The sequence below is a fragment of the Lonsdalea quercina subsp. quercina genome, assembly GCF_000688695.1.
Classification (GTDB): Bacteria; Pseudomonadota; Gammaproteobacteria; order Enterobacterales; family Enterobacteriaceae; genus Lonsdalea; species Lonsdalea quercina_D.
Genome location: NZ_JIBQ01000002.1, coordinates 112002 through 135888 on the forward strand (window position 1 = coordinate 112002; position 23887 = coordinate 135888).

At 57.2% G+C, this 23887-nt stretch carries 18 protein-coding genes; 6 read left to right on the forward strand and 12 right to left on the reverse strand.

Annotation, left to right across the window (positions count from 1 at the left end):
* Positions 1–48: 48 nt before the first annotated feature.
* Positions 49–1941: a methyl-accepting chemotaxis protein gene (locus SB13_RS00660; protein ID WP_026738505.1), complete on the forward strand. Its 1893-nt coding sequence runs from the start codon at positions 49–51 to the stop codon at positions 1939–1941.
* 76 nt (positions 1942–2017) lie between these two features.
* Here the strand turns inward: SB13_RS00660 and SB13_RS00665 are convergent, their stop codons facing one another.
* The 4 genes from SB13_RS00665 to SB13_RS00680 all read right to left on the reverse strand — a co-directional run bounded on the left by SB13_RS00665 (position 2018) and on the right by SB13_RS00680 (position 7017).
* Positions 2018–2767: a DUF3053 domain-containing protein gene (locus SB13_RS00665; RefSeq protein WP_235202348.1), complete on the reverse strand. Its 750-nt coding sequence runs from the start codon at positions 2765–2767 to the stop codon at positions 2018–2020.
* 188 nt (positions 2768–2955) lie between these two features.
* Positions 2956–5025, reverse strand: a complete 2070-nt coding sequence (gene glyS, locus SB13_RS00670; RefSeq protein ID WP_026738507.1) for a glycine--tRNA ligase subunit beta — start codon at positions 5023–5025, stop codon at positions 2956–2958.
* A 6-nt stretch (positions 5026–5031) separates the two neighbouring features.
* Positions 5032–5946, reverse strand: a complete 915-nt coding sequence (glyQ, locus tag SB13_RS00675) for a glycine--tRNA ligase subunit alpha (protein ID WP_026738508.1) — start codon at positions 5944–5946, stop codon at positions 5032–5034.
* A 264-nt stretch (positions 5947–6210) separates the two neighbouring features.
* The gene (locus SB13_RS00680; RefSeq protein ID WP_026738509.1) at positions 6211–7017 is read right to left on the reverse strand and encodes a sulfite exporter TauE/SafE family protein; all 807 of its coding nucleotides are present in this window, start codon (positions 7015–7017) and stop codon (positions 6211–6213) included.
* Positions 7018–7512: 495 nt separating this feature from the next.
* Between SB13_RS00680 and SB13_RS00685 the strand changes: the two genes are divergently transcribed.
* From SB13_RS00685 to SB13_RS00695, 3 genes are all read left to right on the forward strand, one after another.
* A complete protein-coding gene (locus SB13_RS00685; RefSeq protein ID WP_026738510.1) occupies positions 7513–8073 on the forward strand; it encodes a DNA-3-methyladenine glycosylase I in 561 nt (186 codons plus the stop codon).
* 340 nt (positions 8074–8413) lie between these two features.
* Complete coding sequence (locus SB13_RS00690; RefSeq protein WP_026738511.1) at positions 8414–9685, forward strand: nucleoside permease; 1272 nt, start codon at positions 8414–8416, stop codon at positions 9683–9685.
* 110 nt (positions 9686–9795) lie between these two features.
* Entirely contained in the window at positions 9796–10818 is a 1023-nt protein-coding gene (locus SB13_RS00695; RefSeq protein WP_026738512.1) for an ADP-ribosylglycohydrolase family protein, read from the forward strand.
* A gap of 87 nt (positions 10819–10905) precedes the next feature.
* On the opposite strand, the gene SB13_RS00700 is transcribed toward SB13_RS00695, so the two are convergent.
* A complete protein-coding gene (locus SB13_RS00700) occupies positions 10906–11649 on the reverse strand; it encodes a GntR family transcriptional regulator (protein WP_026738513.1) in 744 nt (247 codons plus the stop codon).
* 318 nt (positions 11650–11967) lie between these two features.
* On the opposite strand from SB13_RS00700, the gene ghrB reads away from it, so the two are divergent.
* Positions 11968–12924: a glyoxylate/hydroxypyruvate reductase GhrB gene (gene ghrB, locus SB13_RS00705; protein WP_026738514.1), complete on the forward strand. Its 957-nt coding sequence runs from the start codon at positions 11968–11970 to the stop codon at positions 12922–12924.
* A gap of 78 nt (positions 12925–13002) precedes the next feature.
* Here ghrB and SB13_RS00710 read toward each other — a convergent pair whose 3' ends face one another.
* Positions 13003–14211: an aldose 1-epimerase family protein gene (locus SB13_RS00710; protein ID WP_026738515.1), complete on the reverse strand. Its 1209-nt coding sequence runs from the start codon at positions 14209–14211 to the stop codon at positions 13003–13005.
* A gap of 391 nt (positions 14212–14602) precedes the next feature.
* Between SB13_RS00710 and SB13_RS00715 the strand changes: the two genes are divergently transcribed.
* Entirely contained in the window at positions 14603–15859 is a 1257-nt protein-coding gene (locus tag SB13_RS00715) for a valine--pyruvate transaminase (RefSeq protein WP_026738516.1), read from the forward strand.
* Between the two features lie 138 nt (positions 15860–15997).
* Here the strand turns inward: SB13_RS00715 and SB13_RS00720 are convergent, their stop codons facing one another.
* The 6 genes from SB13_RS00720 to SB13_RS00745 form a co-directional block, all read right to left on the reverse strand.
* Entirely contained in the window at positions 15998–17281 is a 1284-nt protein-coding gene (locus tag SB13_RS00720) for a Zn-dependent hydrolase (RefSeq protein WP_026738517.1), read from the reverse strand.
* A 44-nt stretch (positions 17282–17325) separates the two neighbouring features.
* Entirely contained in the window at positions 17326–18777 is a 1452-nt protein-coding gene (gene hydA, locus SB13_RS00725) for a dihydropyrimidinase (RefSeq protein ID WP_026738518.1), read from the reverse strand.
* Between the two features lie 81 nt (positions 18778–18858).
* A complete protein-coding gene (preA, locus tag SB13_RS00730) occupies positions 18859–20166 on the reverse strand; it encodes an NAD-dependent dihydropyrimidine dehydrogenase subunit PreA (protein WP_026738519.1) in 1308 nt (435 codons plus the stop codon).
* Positions 20159–21583: an NAD(P)-dependent oxidoreductase gene (locus SB13_RS00735; protein ID WP_026738520.1), complete on the reverse strand. Its 1425-nt coding sequence runs from the start codon at positions 21581–21583 to the stop codon at positions 20159–20161. Before SB13_RS00735 ends, preA begins: the two co-directional genes overlap by 8 nt.
* 491 nt (positions 21584–22074) lie before the next feature.
* On the reverse strand, positions 22075–22752 hold the full coding sequence (locus tag SB13_RS00740) for a TetR/AcrR family transcriptional regulator (RefSeq protein WP_026738521.1): 678 nt from the start codon (positions 22750–22752) through the stop codon (positions 22075–22077).
* Positions 22753–22840: 88 nt separating this feature from the next.
* A complete protein-coding gene (locus tag SB13_RS00745) occupies positions 22841–23848 on the reverse strand; it encodes an ABC transporter substrate-binding protein (protein WP_026738522.1) in 1008 nt (335 codons plus the stop codon).
* Positions 23849–23887: the final 39 nt, after the last annotated feature.

Genomic DNA, 23887 nt, shown 5'->3' on the forward strand with positions numbered 1-23887 from the left:
TTAGGGATCTCCCTTAATGACTGAGTTCATTAATAATGGAAGAGTAAAATGGCGATTAAAATAGAAAATATAAAGGTAGGTAAGAAGTTAGGATTAGGCTTCTCTCTAATTTTAGCGCTGACCCTCCTTATAGCTGCTGTTGGGATGATGTACATCGGGACGCTGAAAGATCGCTTCGATAAAGCGACTTTTAGTGCCCAGATCAACGATGAAGTCAACCAGGCTCGCTATTATCGCGTTCTGTACAGCGCGGGGTACCACCCCGATGCCATCAAAAACAATAGCAAACATATTAACAACATCGTCAATTTAGTCAGCGAAGCAAAAAATAAGTCCTGGTATTTAGATTACGAAGACCGTTTGCAAAAAATATCTGATGCCATTGTCGAATATCAGAAAAAACAAAAAGATTATGTGGATGCGGTAAATAAAAAAGATCAGATAAGACAAAGCTGGAATATTTCTGACACGCAAACCGCATTAAATGCCTTTGAGCAACAGATTAAAAATGAAGGTAATTTTCCGCTACAACTCCAAATAGCCAATTTGGATCTCAAACTCACCAACATCCGCTATCAGGCCCGCGGCCTGCTGCTCGCCCTGAATGAGGACGCGGAGAAGTCGCTCATCGCCGCGCAGGAAGACGCCGAACAAACGCTGAACCAGTTAATCCAGACGCAACCTGAAGACCGTAAAGCACAGTTGGCTCCGCTCGTCACATCGCTATCGAACTACAAATCTCAGGTGCGAGCCTATCTTCCGGCTTATCAGGAAGAACTCAAACAGGTCGATCTGCTCGGCGTCCAGGCCAGTAACCTGATTTCACAGGTCACCAGCATGGTGGACAACGAAACACTCGCGACCCAGAAAGATATCAACGAAGCTACGCTGTGGCTGTCCCTGACGGCGCTAATCACGCTGCTGCTGGGTATCACCATCGCCCTGTATATCTCTCGCCAGATTACACAACCCTTGAACCAGACCGTCGGTATCGCCGAAAGCATTGCTGCCGGCGACCTCACCATGCCGATCGCCACAACCCGTCGCGACGAGCTCGGGATGCTGCTAAACGCGATGGCGAAGATGAAAGCCAATCTGCACAACATCATTGACGATATTCGTCTGGGCGTTAGCCAGATCAACACCGCCGCCCGAGAAATCGTAGCGGGCAATGACGATCTGTCTTCCCGCACGGAGTCTCAGGCGGCAGCCGTGGAAGAAACCGCCGCCAGCATGGAACAGCTGACATCGACCGTGAAACAGAACGCCGGCAACGCCCATCACGCCAATAAACTGGTGCTGGACGCCACCCAGACCGCGCAGTCCGGCGGCAAACTGGTGGAAGAGGTGGTCAAGACCATGTCTGAAATAGAAGGCAGCTCGAAACGCATTGCTGAAATCACTTCCGTGATTAACGGCATCGCCTTCCAGACGAATATTCTGGCGCTCAACGCCGCGGTCGAAGCCGCTCGCGCCGGTGAACAAGGCAGAGGATTCGCCGTGGTCGCCGGCGAAGTGCGTAATCTGGCGCAGCGCAGTTCTCAGGCAGCGAAAGAGATTGAAGGGCTGATCTCCACCTCCGTGAATCAGGTCGGGCACGGCGCGAGACTGGTGAATGATGCAGGGAAAACGATGCACGACATCGTGACTTCGGTCACGCACGTCCATGACATCATGGGCGAAATTACGGTTGCTTCGGATGAGCAAAGCCGTGGGATTGCGCAGGTTAATGAAGCCATCGTGGATATGGACAGCAGCACGCAGCAGAATGCCGCGTTAGTTCAGGAGTCCACCGCCGCCGCCAGCTCGCTGGAAGAGCAGGCGATTGTGTTGTCCAATGCCATTGCGGTCTTCCGTCTCTCCAGTACGCAGGAGCGGGAAAACAGCGGGCAGCAGGCGCTGACCAGCGGTCATGCACAGCAGCTGACCTACAACCCGTAATATCACACTCCGGCAACGCCGGAAGCGCGAGTCACCTCGACGGGCTAAGAAAACCCTCTCAGCCCGTCATTCACACTTAACGCACGGCAATCAGCGGCTGCGCCTTCAAGATCGTCGCCAGATTCTGCTGCTGCGAAGAAAGCTGCGTCATCATGCCGTTGTACTGGTCAACCTGCGCCTGCGTCTGGAACTGCACGCCATTGCCGTTGAATGTCACCTGAGCGCCCTGCGTTTGCAGATAGTCGCCGACCTGCACCAGCGTCTGCGCAAAAGAGATACTGACCGGCACCACCGCCGCGACGGCCGTCGCTGGTTTCGTCACCACACGCTCATACACCCGGTTATAAACCGCCTGAACGTCTTCCGGCTGCTTCAGCGCGTGTCGGGCGTTGTCCGCCTGCACTTTGGCGGTCTGCGTCTGCTGACTGAGCAGATTCAGAGCGCCGGTGCTTTGACGCAGATTTTCCCGCTCAGTCAGATAATCCTGCGGCACGCGAATGCGTGCGACCTGCTCCAGCATCGGCGTTAAGCTGCCCGCCAGCGCCTGATCCAACTGCTGACCAAAGCCCGTCAGAATCGCGTAATCCTGCGCATAACGACCGAAACTCTGCTTTTGCTGGTCCGTCAATCCCGGCAGCTGACGCCCCGGTTCCTGTTCCACACCCTGCAAGAATGCGTTGAACGCCTGGCGCTGCTCTTTGTCTTTATCACCACAGGCCGCCAGTTGCAGCGTCATCAAAACCATAATCACCGGCATCAGCCAGCGCGAACGGATATCCGCCAACATGTCTACTACTCCTGTTTTTTGTTTCGCCGTCTTGCTCATAGAAGATTCCCCTGATAAGCATAGCCGAACGGCTTTCCCGCAAGATGAAAAACAGCGCGCATAATCTGGCTGTTCTCCCCGTAGAGGCTGCGGTGAGATACCGCAACGCAGCCATGTCACACTCAACCGCACCCACCTAAAAAAACAGGGCCATTAAGGCCCTGTCGTCATTCAGCGAGCACAAATTCTTACTGCAACACCGAAATGTCAGCCACTTTCAGGAACAGGTTACTCAGTTCGTTGAGCAGCGTCAGGCGGTTGATCCGCACCTCCTGCTCTTCCGCGTTCACCATAACCTTGTCGAAGAAGCTATCCACCGGCTCACGCAGCTGCGCCAGCTCAACCAGCGCTTCCTGATAACGCCCTTCAGCGAACCACGGGGCCAGTTTACTGTTCAATGCGGTCACGTAGGTCGCCAGCTGAATCTCTTCTTTTTCCTTCAGCAGCGAGGCCTGCACGCTGTCATTCAGGCTTTCGGTCGACTTCGCTAGAATGTTGGACACGCGTTTGTTGGCTGCCGCCAACGCAACCGCCTGTTCCAGCGTACGGAAGTGACTGACGGCCTTCACGCGGGCATCGAAGTCGGCCGGACGGGTCGGACGACGCGCCAGCACTGCCTGAATGGTATCTACCGTATGACCTTCTTCCTGATACCAGGCGCGGAAACGGCCCAACATGAATTCGATTACGTCATCGACCACATTGGCGTTAGTCAGCTTGTCGCCATACAGACGCACGGCTTCTTCCGTCAGCGTTTGCAGATCCAGCGGCAGCTGTTTCTCTACGATGATGCGCAGAGCGCCCAGCGCGGCGCGGCGCAGCGCGAACGGGTCTTTATCGCCTTTCGGATGCTGACCAATGCCGAAGATCCCAGCCAGGGTATCCATTTTGTCAGCGATAGCTAACGCACACGCGACCGGAGACGAAGGCAGATCGTCGCCAGCAAAACGCGGCTGATATTGCTCGTTCAGCGCGACCGCGACATCTTCGTCTTCACCGTCATGACGCGCATAGTGCATACCCATGACGCCCTGCGTATCGGTGAATTCGAACACCATGTTGGTCATCAGATCGCATTTGGACAGCAGGCCCGCGCGCGTTGCATGATTGACGTCTGCGCCAATCTGCTTCGCCACCCATCCGGCCAGCGCCTGAATGCGATCGGTTTTATCTCGCAGTGAACCCAACTGCTGCTGGAACAGTACGGTTTCCAGACGCGGCAGATGGTCTTCAAGACGTTTTTTACGGTCGGTATTGAAGAAGAATTCGGCATCCGCCAGACGCGGACGCACCACTTTTTCGTTACCCGCAATAATCTGCTGCGGATCTTTCGACTCGATATTGGCTACGAAGATGAAGTGCGGCAACAGCTTGCCCGCGTCGTCGTAAACCGGGAAATATTTCTGGTCGCCTTTCATGGTATACACCAGCGCTTCCGCAGGCACCGCCAGGAATTTTTCTTCGAATGTCGCCGTCAGCACCACCGGCCATTCGACCAGAGACGCCACTTCTTCCAGCAGGCTTTCGCTCAGATCGGCTTTTCCGCCAATCTTCTGCGCGGCCTGTTCTGCATCGCGTTTGATCATCGCTTTACGCGCTTCGTAGTCTGCAACCACTTTGCCGCGTTCGAGCAAAATTTCAGGATATTGATCGGCATTATCGATGGTGAATTCGGCTTCGCCCATGAAGCGGTGGCCGCGCAGCGTGCGAGCAGATTCGATGCCCAGCACGGTGCCGGGGATCAGCTCGTCACCCAGCAGCATCGTCACGGTATGAACCGGGCGAACAAACTGCACATCTGAGTTGCCCCAGCGCATCAGTTTCGGGATCGGCAGTTTGCCGAGTGCCACGCTCACCATGCCCGGCAGCAGAGTTTGCGCCGCCTGGCCTTTGACCTGCGCACGGAACAGCAGCCATTCGCCCTTGTCGGTGGTCAAGCGTTCGGCCTGATCGACGGTGATGCCGCAACCGCGCGCCCATCCTTCGGCCGCCTTGGTCGGCTGACCGCTGGCGTCGAACGCCTGCGAGATGGCCGGTCCGCGTTTTTCAACTTCACGATCCGGTTGAGACGCGCTCAACGCGGTCACCTTGAGCGCCAGACGACGCGGCGCGGCGAACCAGTTCACCGCCTGGTAGGTCAGGCCTGCCGCATCCAGTTCAGCGCTGAAATTGGCGGCAAAAGATTGCGCTAGCTGACGGAGAGCCTTCGGCGGCAGCTCTTCCGTGCCGATTTCCACCAAAAAAGTTTTATCAGTCATGGCCTGTTAGCTCTCTTTTCTATTACACATCGGGAAGCCCAGCGCCTCGCGGGAGGCGTAGTAGGCTTCGGCTACCGCTTTGGTCAGCGTGCGAATGCGCAAAATGTAACGCTGACGTTCGGTAACGGAAATCGCCTTGCGCGCGTCCAGCAGGTTGAAGCTGTGGGCGGCCTTCAGGATACGTTCGTAGGCAGGCAGCGGCAGCGGGTTTTCCAGCGCCAGCAGTTCCTGAGCCTCTTTTTCATACTGCGCGAAGCAGGTAAAGAGGAAATCGACGTCGGCATGTTCGAAATTGTAGGTCGACTGCTCCACTTCATTCTGATGGAACACGTCGCCGTAGGTGGTTTTGCCGAGAGGGCCATCGCTCCACACCAGATCGTAAACGCTGTCCACTCCCTGGATATACATCGCCAGACGCTCCAGCCCGTAGGTGATCTCACCCGTAACCGGTTTGCATTCCAGACCGCCCACCTGCTGGAAGTAAGTGAACTGCGTCACTTCCATGCCGTTCAGCCACACTTCCCAACCCAGACCCCAGGCGCCCAGCGTCGGGTTTTCCCAGTTGTCTTCAACGAAGCGAATATCGTGGATCGTGGGGTCAAGACCCAGCGCCTTCAGCGAGCCGAGATACAGCTCCTGGATGTTTTCCGGCGACGGCTTGATGATCACCTGGAACTGATAGTAGTGCTGCAGACGGTTGGGGTTTTCGCCGTAGCGTCCATCGGTAGGACGACGTGACGGCTGGACATAGGCGGCGGCAATCGGCTCTGGGCCGAGCGCCCGCAGGCAGGTCATGGGGTGAGAGGTTCCCGCGCCAACTTCCATGTCCAACGGTTGAACAATGGTACAGCCCTGGCGCGCCCAATAATCCTGTAACGTCAGGATGAGGCCCTGGAAGGTCTTGGTATCAAACTTTTGCATTTGGATTCGCACGCGATACAAGTGGATTTACAATGAATGCGCCAGTATACCCTCTGAGTGCAAGATATACAGCCGGAATGCGGCAACAAGTTCATATCCGGACGAATTTACCACGCGTGGCGGGACGCGGTTTCCCAGCCCGAACGCGACGGCAATCCGGGCCAAAACCCATCGCATTCGAACGTGACTGCGCGAAGGGCTTACGGCATTCGCCGCCGTCCTTCGCTCCCGCCAATGAAGGCGAAACGGGCGGGAACCGGAGCGTTAGCCGAAAAACACGGTTTGCAGCATTTTCAAGCTCAGCAACAGCAACAGCGCCGCAAAAATCTTTCTCAGCGTCGCGACCGGCAGACGGTGCGCCAGTCGAGCGCCGACCGGCGCCGTGAAGAAACTCACCAGCGAAATCATCAGCACTGCGGGTAGCGATACGTAGCCCAGGCTGTAATGTGGCAGTCCGGGGGCATCCCAACCGTTGACCATATAACCCAACGCCCCCGCCAGCGCGATCGGCAAACCAACCGCCGCCGACGTACCAATCGCCTGCTGAATACGCACATTGCACCAGGTCAGAAACGGCACCGTCAGCGAACCGCCGCCAATCGCCACCAGCGCCGAAATACCGCCAATACCAAGCCCCGCCAGCGAGGTTCCGACCGTGCCGGGCAGTTGACGATTAGGTTTTGGCTTGAAGTTCATCACCATCTGAAACGCGATATAGGCCATGAAGCAGGAAAAGAAGATCGCCAGCGCCTGAGTCGGCAATAATGCGGCCAGCCAGGTGGCGCAGAATGTGCCCACCAGAATTCCCGGCGTAATACGCCAAACGACCGGCCACAACACGGCCTGATGCTGATGATGCGTGCGCAGACTGGAGACGGCGGTAATCACGATGGAGGCCATCGAGGTCCCCAACGCCAGATGGACCAGATGCTCATTTTGTACGCCCTGTGCAGCAAACATGGCGGTCAATATCGGCACCATGATGCCGCCGCCGCCAATACCTAATAATCCCGCCATAAATCCAACGATGGCACCAAGCGCCAGATAAGCGATAATCCACTCTACAGCCATCCCTTCACCCCTGACATAGAATATTTCTCATTAATAGTTATATATTTCAATGAAATGTGACATCCACGGACGCATTGCCGCTCACGTCCAGACTCTGATACTACCGCTGGCGACATCATCGCCTTAGACTACAAACGACGAGTCCCACGTTGGAGAACCAATCTGGCGCGGACCGCCGCCAAAACCTAATAGGGTCTGTTGCGCGATCAGACGAATCATCGGGATACATTGCATTGTTCATTATTCATTTACGCTTAAATATCGAAATCCGCCACCTCAAATCCATGCCAGCGGCCGTCATCGCTGAACTTTAACGCGGTTTCTCTTTACCTTTTGCGATCGGCCCCCACAAAAGCATGGTTGTTCATACAGTATTTAGCGTGTGATGATACGGCGGTTCACGGGGAATACCGTGCGGCAGTAGACGTTATTCACGAGGGTCAGGGGTCATGAACCCGTGGCGAATCTTAGCGGAAATTATCAGAGGAGCATGCCATGAATCGTTGCGGTTGGGTGACGGCCGACCCGTTATATTTGGCCTATCATGACGACGAGTGGGGCAAACCCTGCACCGATGGCGACAAGCTATTCGAAATGCTCTGTCTGGAAGGACAGCAGGCGGGCCTTTCCTGGATAACCATACTGAAAAAGCGCGAACGCTATCGCCACTGCTTTCACCAGTTTGACCCGGTTAAGATTGCCGCCATGAACGAAGACGATATCGCCCGACTCATGCAAGACAAGGGCATCATCCGCAACCGCCTCAAAATCCAAGCGATCATCGCTAACGCCCGGGCGCGTTTAGCGATGGAAGCGCAGGGCGAAAATTTTTCTGACTTCATCTGGTCTTTCGTCAACCACCGCCCCGTGACTAACTTCTACGCAACGCAGGCCGATGTGCCTGCTCAGACGACCACCTCGGAGAGCCTGTCGAAGGCGCTCAAAAAACGCGGATTCAAATTCATTGGGCCCACGATTTGTTACGCCTACATGCAGGCGGTGGGGCTGGTCAACGACCATACGACTGACTGTATTTGCCACCCGAAGCAGCGTTAACCCCGCGCCACGGGCAACGAAAGAGGCCATCGCGGCAAAGCCGAACAAGATGGACGGAGTCAGTCCCGCAGGGGCGAAATCTCCCTCTTTTGCTGTCATACTGTCGTGATAATGTAGGTTGAAATAATGCAGGAAAGGATTGCCTCGCATTTTACTGTTTTGCTTATCGCGCTGGCCGCAGCTTTTTTCCGCGGGCCGCCACGATGTAGGCATTGCTCACTTCGGCGGAGGTATCACCGCCATCGCCGATGTGTGACAACGGGAAGAAATACGGACCAGGATTGCGTCAGCGCTGGTCTGTATTGGGGTTTTTACGTTAACGACAATAAAGGAATATTGTATGAATAAAACCATGGCTAAACTGGCCTTTATGATGATGATGGAATGGTTCATCTGGGGCGCTTGGTTCGTCACGCTCTGGCCTTTTCTCAATCATCACGGTTTCACTCCCACTCAAATTGCCTGGTGCTACTCCTGCACCGCCATTGCAGCCATCATTTCGCCTATCGTGGTGGGATCGCTGACCGACCGCTTTTTCCCGGCGCAAAAGGTGTTGGCGCTGCTGATGCTGGTCGGGGCGGCCCTCATGTTTTTCACCGCGCAACAAACCCATTTCAACAGCTTCTTTCCGCTGCTGCTGGCCTACTGCCTGACCTATATGCCGACCATCGCGTTAACCAACAGCATCGCGTTTTCCAACGTTGCGGATGTCGAGCGTGACTATCCGCAGATACGCGTAATGGGCACCTTGGGGTGGATTGCCGCGGGCATCGCCTGCGGATTTCTCCCTACGCTGCTGGGCTACGGCGATATCACCGCCACCAAAATACCGCTTCTGATTGCCGCCGCCAGCTCCGCCGTGCTCGGGCTGTTCGCCTTGTGTCTACCGCACACCCCGCCGAAAGGCCACGGAAAACTCAGCCTCTCCGTCATGCTAGGGTTAGATGCGCGCGTGTTGTTGAAAGATCGCAGTTTTCTGGTCTTCTTCATCTGCTCATTCCTGTTCAGCATGCCGCTCTCGTTTTATTACATCTTCGCCAACGGCTATCTCACTGAAATCGGTATGCCGAACGCCACCGGCTGGATGACGCTGGGACAGTTCTCGGAAATCTTTTTCATGCTGGCGCTGCCTTTCTTCATCAAGCGCTTCGGCATCAAATACGTGTTGATTCTGGGTCTGGCGACCGCGCTGCTTCGCTATCTGCTTTTTATTTTTGGCGGCACCGAACAGCTGTTCACCTACGCCCTGCTGTTCATCGGCATCCTTCTCCACGGCGTCAGCTATGACTTTTACTTTGTCACCGCTTATATCTACGTCGATAAAAAGTCTCCGGTCTTCATGCGCACGGCGGCGCAGGGGCTGATCACGCTCGGATGCCAGGGAATCGGCAGTCTGTTGGGGTATCGACTGGGGGGACAGCTGATGGAAAAATGGTTCTCCTACCCCGAACCGGTACAGGGTTTGACATTCCACTGGGCTGGTATTTGGGGCTTTGGCAGCGCCATGATTGCCGTCATCTTTATCACCTTTCTCGCACTGTTCAGAGAGCCTGCGCAAGGCGTAAAACCGGTTGAGATCAAGCAAAGTCAAAATGGACGGGCAATACCATGACATAACCCCGTCGTACGTTAACATTTAAAGAATTCACAGAAGATAGCGTCTTTCCGCATTGCGGAAGGGCGCTATCCTGTTTTGATCGGGGAGACGCAAAAGAAATGATCATGTCGCAAAAAAAAGAAAGTCGCATTGCAGGGGCACTCTACGGCCAGATGCTGGGAGATGCTATGGGTATGCCATCCGAACTTTGGCCCCGTACGCGAGTCAAGGCGCACTTTGGCTGGATAGATCGTTTTTTAGACGGCCCGCAGGACAATATTGTCGCCCGCTACTTTAAAGCCGGCGAGTTCACTGACGACACCGCCATGGCACTGGCGTTAGCGGATGCGCTGATTGAATGTCAGGGAGACGTGGTGCCTGATGCCATTGCCGCTCACATTCTCGCCTGGGCTGACCGGGTGGATGCCTATGGCAAAGTCATGCTGGGTCCCAGCTCAAAAATCGCCCTGACGGCTCTGAAAAATGGGCAGGCTATCTGCGATCTGGAAAACAACGGCGTCACCAATGGTTCAGCCATGCGGATCTCGCCGCTAGGATGCGTGGTGCCAACCCACTCGCTCGATCGCTTTATTACCGAGGTCGAACTCGCTTCCAGCCCGACGCATAAATCCGACGTCGCTATCGCAGGCGCGACCGTCATCGGCTGGGCGGTCTCTCAGGCGGTGGATGGCGTCCGTTGGGAAATGCTGCGCGACCAGCTTCCGGGCGTCGCGAGAGCGGCCCAGGAAAAGCGGGTGACAACCTACCACGCGTCCATGGCCGCGCGTATCGAGCTGGCGATGGATGTTGCCAACAATTCCGGCGGTACGGAAAGTACGATGGATCGCATTTACCACCTGTTGGGCACGACCAGCGATATTCTGGACTCCGTCCCGGCGGCCATCGCGATGGTGGATCTGGCTGGAACGCAGCCCAATCGCTGCGCCGTGCTGTGCGCCAATCTTGGGGGCGATACCGATACGATAGGGGCGATGGCGACCGCGATTTGCGGCGCGCTGCATGGCGTGGAGGCGATCGATCCGCAATGGCGTCAGCAACTTGATGACGTCAATCATTGCGATATCAGCACCTATGCTCGCCAATTACTGACACTGCGATTGCAGCGGGAAAAGAGGAAGGACGTTTAAGGCGCATTCGATAGCGGGACAGTGATTTACCGTCCCGCTATCGGCGTTTACCGACGATAACTCAGATCGTCAGGTTCATCGTTATCGTTACCGCTCGGACACGAACACGTATCGGTCGGCACGACAATGATTAATGCTGAACTCGATTGGAACGCCTGCCGCGTCACACACCTGCTGCTTGAGCACCAGCATCGGTACGGATGCCTTGATATTCATCACAGACACGAAGTGTTCATCCGACGCCTTGGCCGTCACCCAGTTACGCGTATGCTGCGGCGAAATATTCTGAGCTTTGAAGTAGGCATAGAGTGAAACCCCGATCTCTTCCGGATCGCCTATCAGCGTGGTAGGGACATAAGATGTCACGATTGAAACGGGTTCGTCTTCGATAAAACGATGACGTAGCAGGCAATAAACCGGCGTATCCGGTGGTAGCGCCAGCTGTTCCGCCACTTCTTCGTTACACGGCACCACCTTCTTCTCCAGCCACATCGTACCTGGATTTTTACCTTTACCCGTCACCTGACAGCTAAAGCTGGCGGCGCTCCCGATTTGATATTCCATTTGGAAATTGATGTAGGTACCGTATCCCCGCGTCCGCACGACTACGTTTCGTGATTCCAGTAGTTTCAATGCGTTGCGTACGGTGATGCGGGAAATGCCTAGCAGACGGCAAAATTCACGTTCGCTGGGTAGAAAGTCACCCTCGCGCAAATCGCCATTTTGCACAGCTTGTTGCAACGCATCGCTAAATTTCACATAGAGGGGCGTGTGGTCCCTCTGCTGTAACCGGTGCTGCAACCGCTCTACCAGGGCTGAATATGTGTCCATTTCTTCCTCCTGTATCCATGGTGGATAAAGCGTCATCGACGCCTTCCTTGTTAAATAGTCCCTTGTAACTCAAAAGCTTAGCCATCCAGCCAGCTGTGTATTCCTTACTTCTCTACCACCTCCTAACAAATGTAATGCCCTAAACCATGGGCAAAAGGTCAACCTATTGTAAAACCATGACGAGCTCGGTATTGATCATACGACACTACATCTTTTAATTTGATTCACTAAATTTGCAGTATTCTTTAGACTCAATCCCCTTCTGCGGGTTATTTCTCCAATCTTATCGACGATCCCCCGTCATAGCGGAGCTAAATCATGAAACCTGAAATTATCCTGTACAGTCGCATCCCCGAAGATTTACACGCTCGCCTGTCGTCTCACTTTACAGTCAACGAATTTCAGGGCTTACCACCCGTTGACGATCCTCGCCTGGCGAAAGCTGAAGGGCTGATCGGGGCCGGCGGTCAAATCGATCAGGCGTTTCTTTCCCACCTGCCGCGCCTGCGGGCGGTTTCGACCGTCTCGGTCGGGTATGACAATATCGACGTCGCCGCACTAAATCAAAAAAATGCGTTGCTGATGCATACGCCTACCGTGTTGACCGATACCGTGGCGGATACGGTGATCGCCCTCATGCTCATGACCGCCCGGCGCGCACTCGAATCCGCAGAACGCGTCAAAGCCGGAGAGTGGCAGCGCAGTATCGGCCGCGACTGGTTCGGCGTTGATGTTCATCACAAAACGATAGGCATTCTGGGCATGGGCCGGATCGGCATGGCGGTCGCGCAGCGCGCTCACCTGGGTTTCAACATGCCTGTCCGCTATCACGCGCGTCACCGTCATCCTGACGCCGAACAGCGCTTTAACGCCCAATACGACACGTTAGAGACCTTGCTGGCCGAGTCGGACTTCCTCTGCATTACGCTGCCGCTAACCCCGGAAACACGCCACCTTATCAATCGCGAACGGCTGGCGAAAATGAAGCCTGGCGCCATCCTGATCAACATCGGACGCGGCCCCGTCGTCGATGAGCTCGCTCTAATCGACGCGCTACGTAACGGCCAACTGCTCGGCGCTGGCCTGGACGTCTTCGAGACCGAACCGCTGCCGGTGGACTCGCCGCTGTTAACGCTGCCAAACGTGGTGGCGCTGCCGCATATCGGCTCCGCCACCCACGAAACCCGTTATGCCATGGCCGCCTGTGCGGTGGATAACTTGATTGCCGCGCTGACCGGCGACGTGAAAGAAAACTGCGTTAACCCGCCATCATGACGTTCATGACCCGAACGTCGACACCCCCGGCGGCTTTCGCTGACCGGGGGTGTCAGAAGGAATCAAAACCGCAGAAAATTATTCCACCGCCATCGGCGTCTCCGTGACCGCCGTCGACTGACTCCCCTGAATCTCTTTCACCCGCTGTTCTGTTTTCTGCACCGCATCCGCGTTGCTCAGCAGACTATAAGTCAGTTCGAACGTCGTACTTTGCCCAGGTTGCAGCTGTTTCACGCGCCCCATCTTACGCTCGACGGTCACCGGATAGGCATAACTGGTGCCGGGCTCAATACCGGTCACATAACCCTGCTTTTCGGTATCCGTATTTTTCCATAGGGACAACACCGGCAGTTGGCGAGTATCGAACGCAATTGAAACGCCCTTATCGCCCGCCTTATTCACGAGTGCCGCCAGCGTCTTGCCATCTTTATCCGCATAAGGGGAAACATTAAACACCATCTCATCAAAGTCTTTGGTCGGACCTTGATAGGTCGCCCAATCTTTAAGACCGGGCTTCGCATAGTCGTTGAAAGGAGAGATCTCTTTGACTGGCGCGACGAAGCGAGCGCCCTGCTCCAGAATCGGTGTGCCAAAGTTGCTGTGATAGATAATTTGGTAATCGCGCGGATAATCCGCCTTGTTGGTCAGCACGTCGTGGATAGTGAACGACTCGCTGCCGGGCACGTAACGCAGTTCGGTCCACGTCTCCAGATTGGATTTCTTGAAGCTGTTTTCTTTCAGCAGACCGCGTACAACAATCGCATGCGGCGCTTTGTCGTCGATGTCCACCACCACCTTGGATGCGGGCGTATTGCCTGCGCGGCCGTGCAGGGTATACAGCATGCCGTCGCTGGTCACCGGGTGGCCGGTCCATTCATAGCCGCAGCGCACCATCATTTCGTTGAAGCCTTCCAGCCACCCCAGTCCGTTGCGACTTTCCAGCGTGATCGTATTAGGATTGACGACCTCATCGACCGGCGAGTCCCATCCAAGGCGGATATTTTTGCCGGTCACATGCAGCAAATCCATGCCGCGCGTCGGGCTCAGCGTAATCTGCAGTCCGTCAGGGCTGGTGATAGTAATGATTTTACTGCCCTCCTGACGCCCGCCGTGCAGCACTTTCTGCTCAATGCTGAAAGCCAAGTCTTTCACCTTCAGCGTCTCACTGCCGACCTTCCAGTTGCCCTTTTCGACATTCGCTTCAGCATCAGTCAGCACAAACGTTTGTGCGGAAATCTGCCAGGACACCAACGCCAGGGAAACGCCCAAAGCCAATAACTTTTTCATGCTATGCATCCTCAGTGGCTGAATTGATTTAGCTCTAACCATTGAAGACTACAAATGCCGAACCGGCCAAAATGTGACTACCATCACTGCGTGTATTTATGCTGTTTTTTTGGTGTGGATTTGCTGAAGGAGTCACAGAATTGTTAAGTGTTTTTGAATTTTTTGCACTAAAAGTGGGAGGTGAAACCGATCGTTGCTGACGCGGTTTCAGCCTCCAGCATCACACTCAGGAACGACCACAAAGCTAAATTAAACGCGACGATATTTTATGCTGCCATAAGAAATATCACTGGAATAAACGAAGAAAGCGATATTCATCCCGCGTTGCACCGGGATAATACACGGGGTAAGGTGGCGGCCTCATTCGTGTTTCAGCATTTATTGACAAGCTATGAACTTTTCCGTCTTTGGCAACAAATTCACCCGCCGCTCCGGTATTACTCAACTGATGGACGACCTGAACAACGGGCTGCGCACGCCCGGCGCCATCATGCTTGGCGGCGGAAACCCCGCACATATTCCGGCCATGGATGACTACTTCAAATCCCTGTGCGGCGACCTGCTGGAACAGGGCAAACTGACCGATGCGCTATGCAACTATGATGGCCCGCAGGGGAAAGATACGTTCCTGAATGCGCTGGCCGACCTGCTGCGCGAGACGTTGGGGTGGGAGATAGGCCCACAGAATATTGCTCTGACAAATGGCAGTCAGAGTGCATTTTTCCACTTATTTAATCTCTTTGGCGGACAAAAAAGCGACGGCAGCCGCAGCAAGGTCATGTTTCCGCTGGCGCCGGAGTATATCGGCTACGCCGATTCCGGCCTGGACGAAGACATGTTCGTCTCAGNGCGCCCGCAGATAGAGCTGCTGCCGGAAGGCCAGTTCAAATATCACGTCGACTTCGAACAGCTGCATATTACCGACGATATCGGGGCGATCTGCGTCTCACGCCCGACCAACCCGACCGGCAACGTGCTGACTGACGATGAGCTGCGTCAGCTGGACGCGATGGCCCGCCAGCATGAAATCCCGCTGATTATCGACAATGCCTACGGCGTCCCGTTTCCCGGCATCATCTTCAGCGACGCCACGCCGCTGTGGAACCAGAATATCATTCTGTGCATGAGCCTCTCCAAGCTGGGCCTGCCCGGCTCCCGCTGCGGTATCGTTATCGCCGCCGAAGAGGTGATCGACGCGATGAGCAACATGAACGGCATCATCAACCTGGCGCCCGGCTCTATCGGCCCCGCCATCGCGCATGAAATGATCCAGCGCGGCGACCTGCTGAGACTGTCTAACGACGTCGTGCGTCCGTTTTATCAGCAGCGCGTTAAGCACACCATCGAGATTATCCGCCGTTATCTGCCCGAGGATCGCTGCCTGATCCACAAGCCGGAAGGGGCGATTTTCCTGTGGCTCTGGTTTAAGGACCTGCCCATCACCACCGAGTCGCTGTATCAGCGATTAAAGCAACGCGGCGTGTTGATGGTTCCCGGCCACCACTTCTTCCCCGGACTGGCGCAGGAGTGGCCGCACGCTTACCAGTGTCTGCGCATGAACTATGTGCCGGAGCCGGAGAAGATTGAGCAGGGGATCGCTATTCTGGCAGAAGAAGTAGAACGCGCCATGCAGGAAACGGTGGTGTAACGGCGCTGTCGCCGGGTTGCGTCACGTGCGTCATCACGCATCTTGCTGAGCACGTTTGCATACACTCGCCATCCAGGCGCCCGATCAGCCCACAGCCTCTCGCCGCTGTGGGCTGAATCTTTTATGCCGCGCCGACGCTTAACCGCGCCCTACGACGCCCGCCGTTTCCAGCACCGCATGCAAGAGCACATTGGCGCCCGCCGTCACCTGTTCAGGTGAAGAGTACTCGATTTCGTTGTGGCTAATGCCGTCCTTGCACGGGATGAAAATCATGCCCGTCGGCGCCAGCATACTCATGTAAACCGCGTCGTGGCCCGCGCCGGACACAATATCCATATGCGAATAGCCCAGCGCCTGCGCCGCACGCCGTACCGCGTCTTTACACTCTGGATGGAACGGCGCGGCGGGATAATCCGAAACCTGCGTCAGCTGAATATTCAGACCGGTTTCCGTCATCAGGCTCTCGAGATAGGCTTTTAGCGCCTCATCCATCTGCGCTACCGATGCATCATCAATATTGCGGAAATCGATGGAAAACTTCACGCTGCCGGGCACCACATTACGGCTGTTGGGATGCACCTGCACCATCCCGACCGTGCCGCGGCCGTGTGGCGAGAAGCGGTCGGCAATGTTGATCACTTCCTGCATGATGCGCGTGGAAACCTGCAGCGCATCTTTGCGCATCGCCATCGGCGTCGGCCCCGCGTGAGATTCCATACCCGTCACCACGCAGTCATACCAACGAATCCCCAGCACCGCCTGCACGACGCCGATGTCGATGTCTTGATCCTCAAGAATCGGCCCCTGCTCTATATGCGCTTCAAAGTAGGCGCCGATGGGATGATCGCCCGGCGTTTGCGGCCCGACGTACCCGATTTTCTCCAGCTCGTCCTTGACCGTCTTGCCGTCCACGTCCGTGGCGGCATAAGCGTATTCCAGCGGGAATACCCCCGCAAACACCCCTGACCCCATCATGACCGGCACGAAGCGGGAGCCTTCTTCGTTGGTCCAGGACACCACCTCGACGGGCGCCTCGGTTTCAATTTTCTGATCGTTCAGCGTGCGAATGACCTCCAGCGCGGACAGCACGCCGAAGTTGCCGTCGAACTTGCCGCCGGTCGGCTGAGTATCGATATGGCTGCCCGCCACAATCGGCGGCAGCGCGTTATTGCGTCCGGGACGGCGCATAAATACGTTGCCGATGTTATCCACCACCACCGACAGTCCTGCGGCCTTGCCCCAGCTCACCAGCAGATCGCGGCCTTGCCGGTCCAGATCGGTCAGCGTCAGACGGCATACGCCGCCTTTCGGGGTTGCGCCAATCTGCGCCAGTTCCATCAATGATTCCCACAGGCGTTCGCCGTTGACCCGCATGTCGGCCGTCGTCACCTTGTCCGCTACCGTAAATATGTCATTACTCATCGTCGCTTCCTCACGGTCAATGCTTCACTGTTTCTGTTCAGCCGTTAGCGCTGAACGCTCTGCGGCGCGCGGGCTTTTTCCCATGCGGCGGCCGCGCTGAAGTCCGGACCAAATGCCGGACGCTTGATGTAACGACCCGCCCCTTCCTGCGCCCGGAGATCGCCATCGGCCCAGACCACAACGCCTTGGCTGATGGTGTACGCCGGTATTCCGGTGACCGTGCGGCCTTCAAACACGTTGAAATCGTTGCGGGAGTGATGGGTCTTGGCGGAGAGCGTTTTGCTGCCGTTCGGGTCCCACAGCACCAAATCGGCATCCGCGCCCGTCGTCACACAGCCTTTACGCGGATAGAGATTGAACAGCCGCGCGGTGTTGGCGGAGGTGACGGCCACGAATTCGCTGGGCGTCAGACGCCCGCTGTTAACGCCGCCGTCCCACACCACCGCCATACGCTCTTCCACGCCGCCGCAGCCGTTGGGGATCTTGGTAAAATCGCCGCCGTCCGCCGCTTTCTGGCTGGCGCAAAACGTACAGTGATCCGTCGCTGTCGTGTGCAGTTGGCCAGACTGCAAGCCGCGCCACAGCGCCTCCTGGTGACCTTTGGGGCGAAACGGCGGACTCATGACGTGCGCCGCCGCCTTGCGAATGTCCGGGTCGCGGTACACGCTGTCATCGATCGTCAGGTGACCGGCCAGCACCTCGCCGTAGACCCGCTGACCTCGTGCGCGAGCCCGGGCAATGACCTCCGCCGACTCCTGGCAGGAGACATGCACCACGTAAATCGGCACGCCCAACACGTTGGCGATGGTAATGGCCCGATTAGCGGCTTCTCCCTCAACTTCAGGCGGTCGCGACAGAGGATGCCCTTCCGGCCCGACGATCCCTTGCGACAAGACCTGCTGTTGCAACAGATGCACCATCTCGCCGTTTTCAGCATGCACCGTCGGCATCGCCCCCAGCTCCAGCGCGCGGCGGAAGCTGTTCATCAACGTTTCGTCGTCGCACATGATGGCGTTCTTATAGGCCATGAAGTGCTTAAAGCTGTTCACGCCCTCTTCGCGCACCAGCGTACCCATATCCCGGTGCACGCTTTCGTCCCACCAGGTGATCGCCACGTGGAAGCTATAGTCGGCCGCCGATTTTTCCGCCCAGCCGCGCCACTGGCGGTAGGCTTCCATCAGCGACTGCCGGGGGTTCGGGATCACAAAGTCGATGATGGTGGTCGTACCGCCCGCCAGCGCCGCCGCCGTGCCGCTGTAAAAATCGTCCACCGTGACGGTGCCCATAAACGGGAAATTCATGTGCGTATGCGGGTCGATGCCGCCCGGCATGACGTACAGGCCGCCTGCGTCCACCACCTCGGCGCCCGCCGGCACATCGAATTGGGCCGCATCGCCCACCGCCGCAATCACGCCGTCGACGCACAGGACGTCGGCGCGGAACTGGCGGTCGGCATTGACGACGGTGCCGCCTTTAATCAACAGAGTGTGACTCATCGTTATCTCCCTCTTTTTCGGCGGTGATCGCACCCGCTCGCCGCGGAAGCCGCCACCGTCAGTGATGAAAACGCTCGCGGATCAGAGCGCCTCGGTCGCCATCGGGTTATTAGGATGCGTGGTCCAGTTGGCGTATTTCTCGCTGACGACGTTGCCGGTCCGCTCATCCACCTCGCCGGGCGCCAGGCTGCGCAGCGTGATGCACTCTTCCACCGGACAAATAGAGACGCACAGGTTGCAGCCCACGCAGTCTGCCTCTTTGACTTCAAAATGGCGTTCGCCCTCTTTCGTGTGGGTGATGGCCTGATGAGAGGTGTCTTCACAGGCCAGATGGCAGCGCCCGCATTTGATGCACTTCGACTGATCAATTACCGCCTTGTCGACGTGGTTCAAATTGAGATAGCGCCAGTCCGTGACGCTGCTCACGGCGCGTCCGCGGAAATCCTCCAGCGTGCGGTAGCCCTTCTCATCCATGAAGTGGCTTAGACCGTTGATCATGTCGCGCACGATCGGGAAGCCGTGCACCATGACCGCCGTACACACCTGCACCGTGCCGCAGCCCAGCGAGATGAATTCGGCGGCGTCGCGCCAGGTGGAAATGCCGCCGATGCCGGAGATGGGCAATCCCACGGTGTCCGGATCGCGGGCGATTTCCGCCACCATGTTGAGCGCGATGGGTTTTACCGCCGGGCCGCAATAGCCGCCGTGAGAGCCTTTGCCGCCGGTGTTGGGATGGATGCTCATCTGGTCGAGGTCCACCCCTATCACCGAATTGATGGTATTAATCAGCGATACCGCATCAGCGCCGCCGCGCCGGGCCGCGCGAGCCGGATAGCGGATATCGGTAATGTTGGGCGTTAGTTTGACGATGGTCGGCAGGCTGCAGTACTGCTTGCACCAGCGCGTCACCTGCTCGATGTACTCCGGCACCTGCCCCACCGCGGCCCCCATGCCGCGCTCGCTCATGCCGTGCGGGCAGCCGAAGTTCAGCTCAATGCCGTCGGCGCCGGTTTGCTCCACCAGCGGCAGGATATATTTCCAGGACGCTTCTTCGCACGGCACCATAATCGACACAATCATGGCGCGATCCGGCCAGTTGCGCTTCACACGGGCGATCTCTTCCAGATTGACGTGCAGCGAGCGATCGGTGATCAGCTCGATGTTGTTCAGGCCGAGCACCCGCCGGTCGGCCCCCAGCAAGGTGCCGTAACGCGGGCCGCTGACGTTGACGACATGCGGGTCGATACCCAGCGTTTTCCACACCACGCCGCCCCAGCCGGCTTCGAACGCCCGCACCACGTTGTACTCTTTATCCGTCGGCGGCGCGGACGCCAGCCAGAAAGGATTAGGGCTTTTGATGCCCAAGAATTCGGTACTGAGATCAGCCATGCGCACACCCCCGGTCCAGCAATACAGAGATCGATGCGTCGTTGACCACCTGACGCCCCGACACGGTTAAGGCCAAGTCGATATAGCGGGCGGCGATTTTGCCCTGCCGTACCGCATCCACCGTCAGATCCAGTCCGCCCGCGCAGCAGTCGCCGCCCGCCCAGACGCCCGGTAGGGACGTTCGCCCCGCGTCATCCGTCGCGATGCGCCGATCGATGAGCCGGATAGCGTCACCGGCAGGCGCTGGGTCGTAGGTCTGCCCAATCGCCTTCAGGACCATGTCCGCGGGCAGCGTATAAGTTTCCCCGCTGGCGACCAGCTTGCCGTCTTCCCGCTGCATCACGGCGAACGACACGCCCGTCACCACGCCGTTTTCACCGTGGATAGCCTGCGGCGCAGACCAGAAACGCAGGGTGACGCCGCACTGTTTGGCCCACGCCTGTTCGTGGGGCGAGGCTTTCATCTCCGCCTCGCTGCGGCGGTAGACCAGCGTGACCTCGCGCGCGCCCAGCTTTTTGGCCTGCACCGCCGCATCGACGGCGGTCATCCCGCCGCCAATCACCACCACCTCACGGCCAACGGGCACCCGGCTGAGATCGGCGGCCTGACGCAGCTCCGCAATAAAGTCGACCGCTTCACGCACGCCGGTCAGCGGCGTTTCTGGGATACCCAGCGCATTAACGCCTGCAAGCCCCATGCCAAGGAACACCGCATCGAACCCGGCGCGCAGCTGCTCCAGCGTGACATCACGCCCCAGCCGCTGGCCGAGACGCAGCTCAATGCCGCCGACGGACAGCAGCCAGGCGATCTCTTTCTGGGCGAAGTCGTCGGTCGTCTTGTACGCCGCCAACCCGTATTCGTTCAGACCGCCGGGTTTGGGCCGGTCGTCGAAGATCACCACGTGATGACCGCTCACCGCCAGCCGATGGGCGACGGTCAATCCGGCCGGTCCCGCCCCCACTACCGCGACTTTTTTGCCGGTGGCGGCGGCGCGCATAAATAGCGGCCGCCCCGGATTGGCGAAGTAGGCGTCGGTCGCAAAGCGTTGCAGCAGGCCTATTTTCACCGGTTTGCCGTCCTGATCGTGGCGCACGCACGCCTGTTCGCACAGCGTCTCCGTCGGACAGACCCGGGCGCACATACCGCCCAGCACGTTCTCTCGCAAAATGGCCTCGGCGGCCCCGCGCACGTTGTCCTGCGCGATGCGGTGAATGAAACTCGGTACGTCGATATCCGCCGGACATGACCGCGTGCAGGGCGCGTCGAAGCAGTAGTAACAGCGGTCCGCTTCAATCACGGCTTGAGTGGCGGTCAGCGGCGGTGCGCTGTCGCTAAACTGACAGACGTACTCCTCCTGCCTTAGCCGTTCAGCCCGGATGCCGGGGGTATTTACCCCCACAGGGGTCTGGTTTTTCATGCGTCGAACTCCTCTGTCCAAGCCCTGTCGGAAACAGGGGCGTGCAATGTTCTAAGCTGGCGCGCGATATCGCCGGGTTGCCTCGTGATCGTCATGACCCTTGAGAGAACAGAGCGGCGTCGCTGGCGCGCCACGGCGCGAGAATAAATCCTGACCAACTGGTTAGGTTTTCTAAATAAATGATGCGATTTATGTGCCAGCTTTTGCCCAAGAGGCTAATCCGTGCAAAACAAGGGGTTATCAAGCCATAACTTTTCACGATGGCGACTTGATCGTCTCTATTTGGTGCAGTTAGCCTCTTTTTTGCAGCAAAAGTGATCGTTTGTGATCTTTATGGGGCATTGAAAAGAAGAACGTGGAGAGAGGTGGCGTTAAGCGATGTTAAGGGGAAATAGCGACAGGTTGACGGCAACCTGCCGACCGGTGCCGCACAGCCTATGCAGGGGAGGAATTTCTTAATCTGCGAAACCTCCGCGAAAACCGGAGCAACGCTACGTCTCCAGCCCGCAGATGCGAAATACGCAGCTCAGCACATGATCGGTGGCGCGCTGCTGCGCGGCGGCAGAACCCGCTTCTTCGCCCATCACGGCGGCGATCTGTACCGAAAAGTCAGCGTAAGTCTGCGTCATCGACCAGACGGAGAAAAAGAAGTGCCGGGCATCCAGCGGCTTCATACGGCCAGCGGCGATCCAGCCTTCCAGCACCGCCGCTTTCTCGTCCACTAACTGACGCAGTTCGGTCTGCAAACGCGCATGCACCCTCGGGGCGCCCTGCAAGATTTCATTGGCGAACAGCTGCGACGCCTCGGGATGTTCAAAACTAAAGCTAATCTTATGAATGACGTAGCGCTCAATCGCCGTTTTCGGATCGGCCTGCGGTTGGAAATCATCCAGCGGCGCCAGCCAGTCGTGCAGAATGTCATCCAGCACCGTGTAATACAGCGTTTCTTTGTTGCCGAAGTAGTAATGCAGGTTGGCCTTGGGCAAACCGGCCGCTTCGGCAATCAGGGCCATCGTGGCGCCCTTAAAGCCAAAACGCGCGAAGATCTGCTCCGCCGCCTGCAAAATGATCGCCTCATTATCTTGTCGGATGCGCCCTTTTTCCGGGTCTTCGCCGCGTTCGGCGGTTCGCGACCCCATCGGGCGCGAGGAGGGGTGTACGTCTGACATTTTACTGTTCCACATCATTCACGTTCTCACGGGTACACGGCAACCAGCGCCATCCCTGGCGCCGACAATCCGTCCTGAATCACCTTCGCTATTTCGCTGCGGCGTCCCAGACGACGTGACTCATGGCGGCATCGCCCGGATCTTTTTTGATGACCGGCGTGCCGCCGCTGTTGAGCAGCACGTCCACCGTACGGCGATAGGCCGCCGGGTCGAGGTAGCCGATTTGCGGCGTGTTGGCATGCGTGATCAGCTTAGCGACGTTCTCCATCTGACGCTGCTGCACCTCAACCGTGGCCGCACCCGACGCATCCTGCTCAACGATAATCTCCGCCGCTTCCTGTGGATGCGATACCGCGTAGTTCCAGCCCCGGTAAGACGCTTTCAGGAATTTGGCCATTTTGGCGACGAACGCCGGATCGCTGAGGCTCGGCCCCAGCACGTACAGACCATCCTCCAGCGTGGAAACGCCCTGATCCTCATACGGGAACGTGACCAGATCGTCCGGTTTCATGCCCGCGTCGATCAGCTGCCCGTACTCGTTATAGTTCATGGTGGAAATGCAGGCCGCTTGGTTTTGCAGCAGCGGATCGACGTTGAACCCTTGCTTCAGGACCTTGATATCCACGTCCGGCTTGTAGCCCAGCTTGTTCATCCAGTTAAAGAACGGGTACTCGTTGCCGCCGAACCAGACGCCCAGCGTTTTCCCCTTCAGGTCGGCCGGCGTACTCACGCCGCTGGATTTTTTGCAGGTCAGCATCATGCCGGAGCGGTCGAAAATCTGCGCGATGTTGACCAACGGCACGCCCGCTTCACGCGCCGCCAACGCGTCCGGCATCCAGTTGACGATCACGTCCGCCGACTTGCCGGCGATCACCTGCACCGGCGAGATATCCGTGCCGCCGGGCTTGATAACCACGTCCAGCCCTTCATCCTGGTAGTAGCCCTTCTCCTGCGCGACGTAATAGCCCGCAAACTGCGCCTGCGGCACCCACTTCAACTGCAGCGTGACTTTCTCGGCGGCATACGCCGACAAACAGCCGCACAGCGACAATGCGGTCAACCACAGTCCATGACGAATTGCAGAACGTTTGATCATCAGAGGTATCCTCACATTAAGTGAACACAAAGCGTGCGT

Bases quoted from the DNA above. Each gene is read 5' to 3' on its own strand.
- ghrB (WP_026738514.1), top strand. From the start codon at position 11,968: ATGAAACCTGAAATTATCCTGTACAGTCGCATCCCCGAAGATTTACAC.
- SB13_RS00745 (WP_026738522.1), bottom strand. From the start codon at position 23,848: ATGATCAAACGTTCTGCAATTCGTCATGGACTGTGGTTGACCGCATTG.
- SB13_RS00720 (WP_026738517.1), bottom strand. From the start codon at position 17,281: ATGAGTAATGACATATTTACGGTAGCGGACAAGGTGACGACGGCCGAC.
- preA (WP_026738519.1), bottom strand. From the start codon at position 20,166: ATGGCTGATCTCAGTACCGAATTCTTGGGCATCAAAAGCCCTAATCCT.
- SB13_RS00740 (WP_026738521.1), bottom strand. From the start codon at position 22,752: ATGTCAGACGTACACCCCTCCTCGCGCCCGATGGGGTCGCGAACCGCC.
- SB13_RS00660 (WP_026738505.1), top strand. From the start codon at position 49: ATGGCGATTAAAATAGAAAATATAAAGGTAGGTAAGAAGTTAGGATTA.
- glyS (WP_026738507.1), bottom strand. From the start codon at position 5,025: ATGACTGATAAAACTTTTTTGGTGGAAATCGGCACGGAAGAGCTGCCG.
- SB13_RS00700 (WP_026738513.1), bottom strand. From the start codon at position 11,649: ATGGACACATATTCAGCCCTGGTAGAGCGGTTGCAGCACCGGTTACAG.
- SB13_RS00690 (WP_026738511.1), top strand. From the start codon at position 8,414: ATGAATAAAACCATGGCTAAACTGGCCTTTATGATGATGATGGAATGG.
- SB13_RS00710 (WP_026738515.1), bottom strand. From the start codon at position 14,211: ATGAAAAAGTTATTGGCTTTGGGCGTTTCCCTGGCGTTGGTGTCCTGG.
- hydA (WP_026738518.1), bottom strand. From the start codon at position 18,777: ATGAGTCACACTCTGTTGATTAAAGGCGGCACCGTCGTCAATGCCGAC.
- SB13_RS00680 (WP_026738509.1), bottom strand. From the start codon at position 7,017: ATGGCTGTAGAGTGGATTATCGCTTATCTGGCGCTTGGTGCCATCGTT.
- SB13_RS00695 (WP_026738512.1), top strand. From the start codon at position 9,796: ATGTCGCAAAAAAAAGAAAGTCGCATTGCAGGGGCACTCTACGGCCAG.
- SB13_RS00665 (WP_235202348.1), bottom strand. From the start codon at position 2,767: ATGAGCAAGACGGCGAAACAAAAAACAGGAGTAGTAGACATGTTGGCG.
- glyQ (WP_026738508.1), bottom strand. From the start codon at position 5,946: ATGCAAAAGTTTGATACCAAGACCTTCCAGGGCCTCATCCTGACGTTA.
- SB13_RS00735 (WP_026738520.1), bottom strand. From the start codon at position 21,583: ATGAAAAACCAGACCCCTGTGGGGGTAAATACCCCCGGCATCCGGGCT.
- SB13_RS00685 (WP_026738510.1), top strand. From the start codon at position 7,513: ATGAATCGTTGCGGTTGGGTGACGGCCGACCCGTTATATTTGGCCTAT.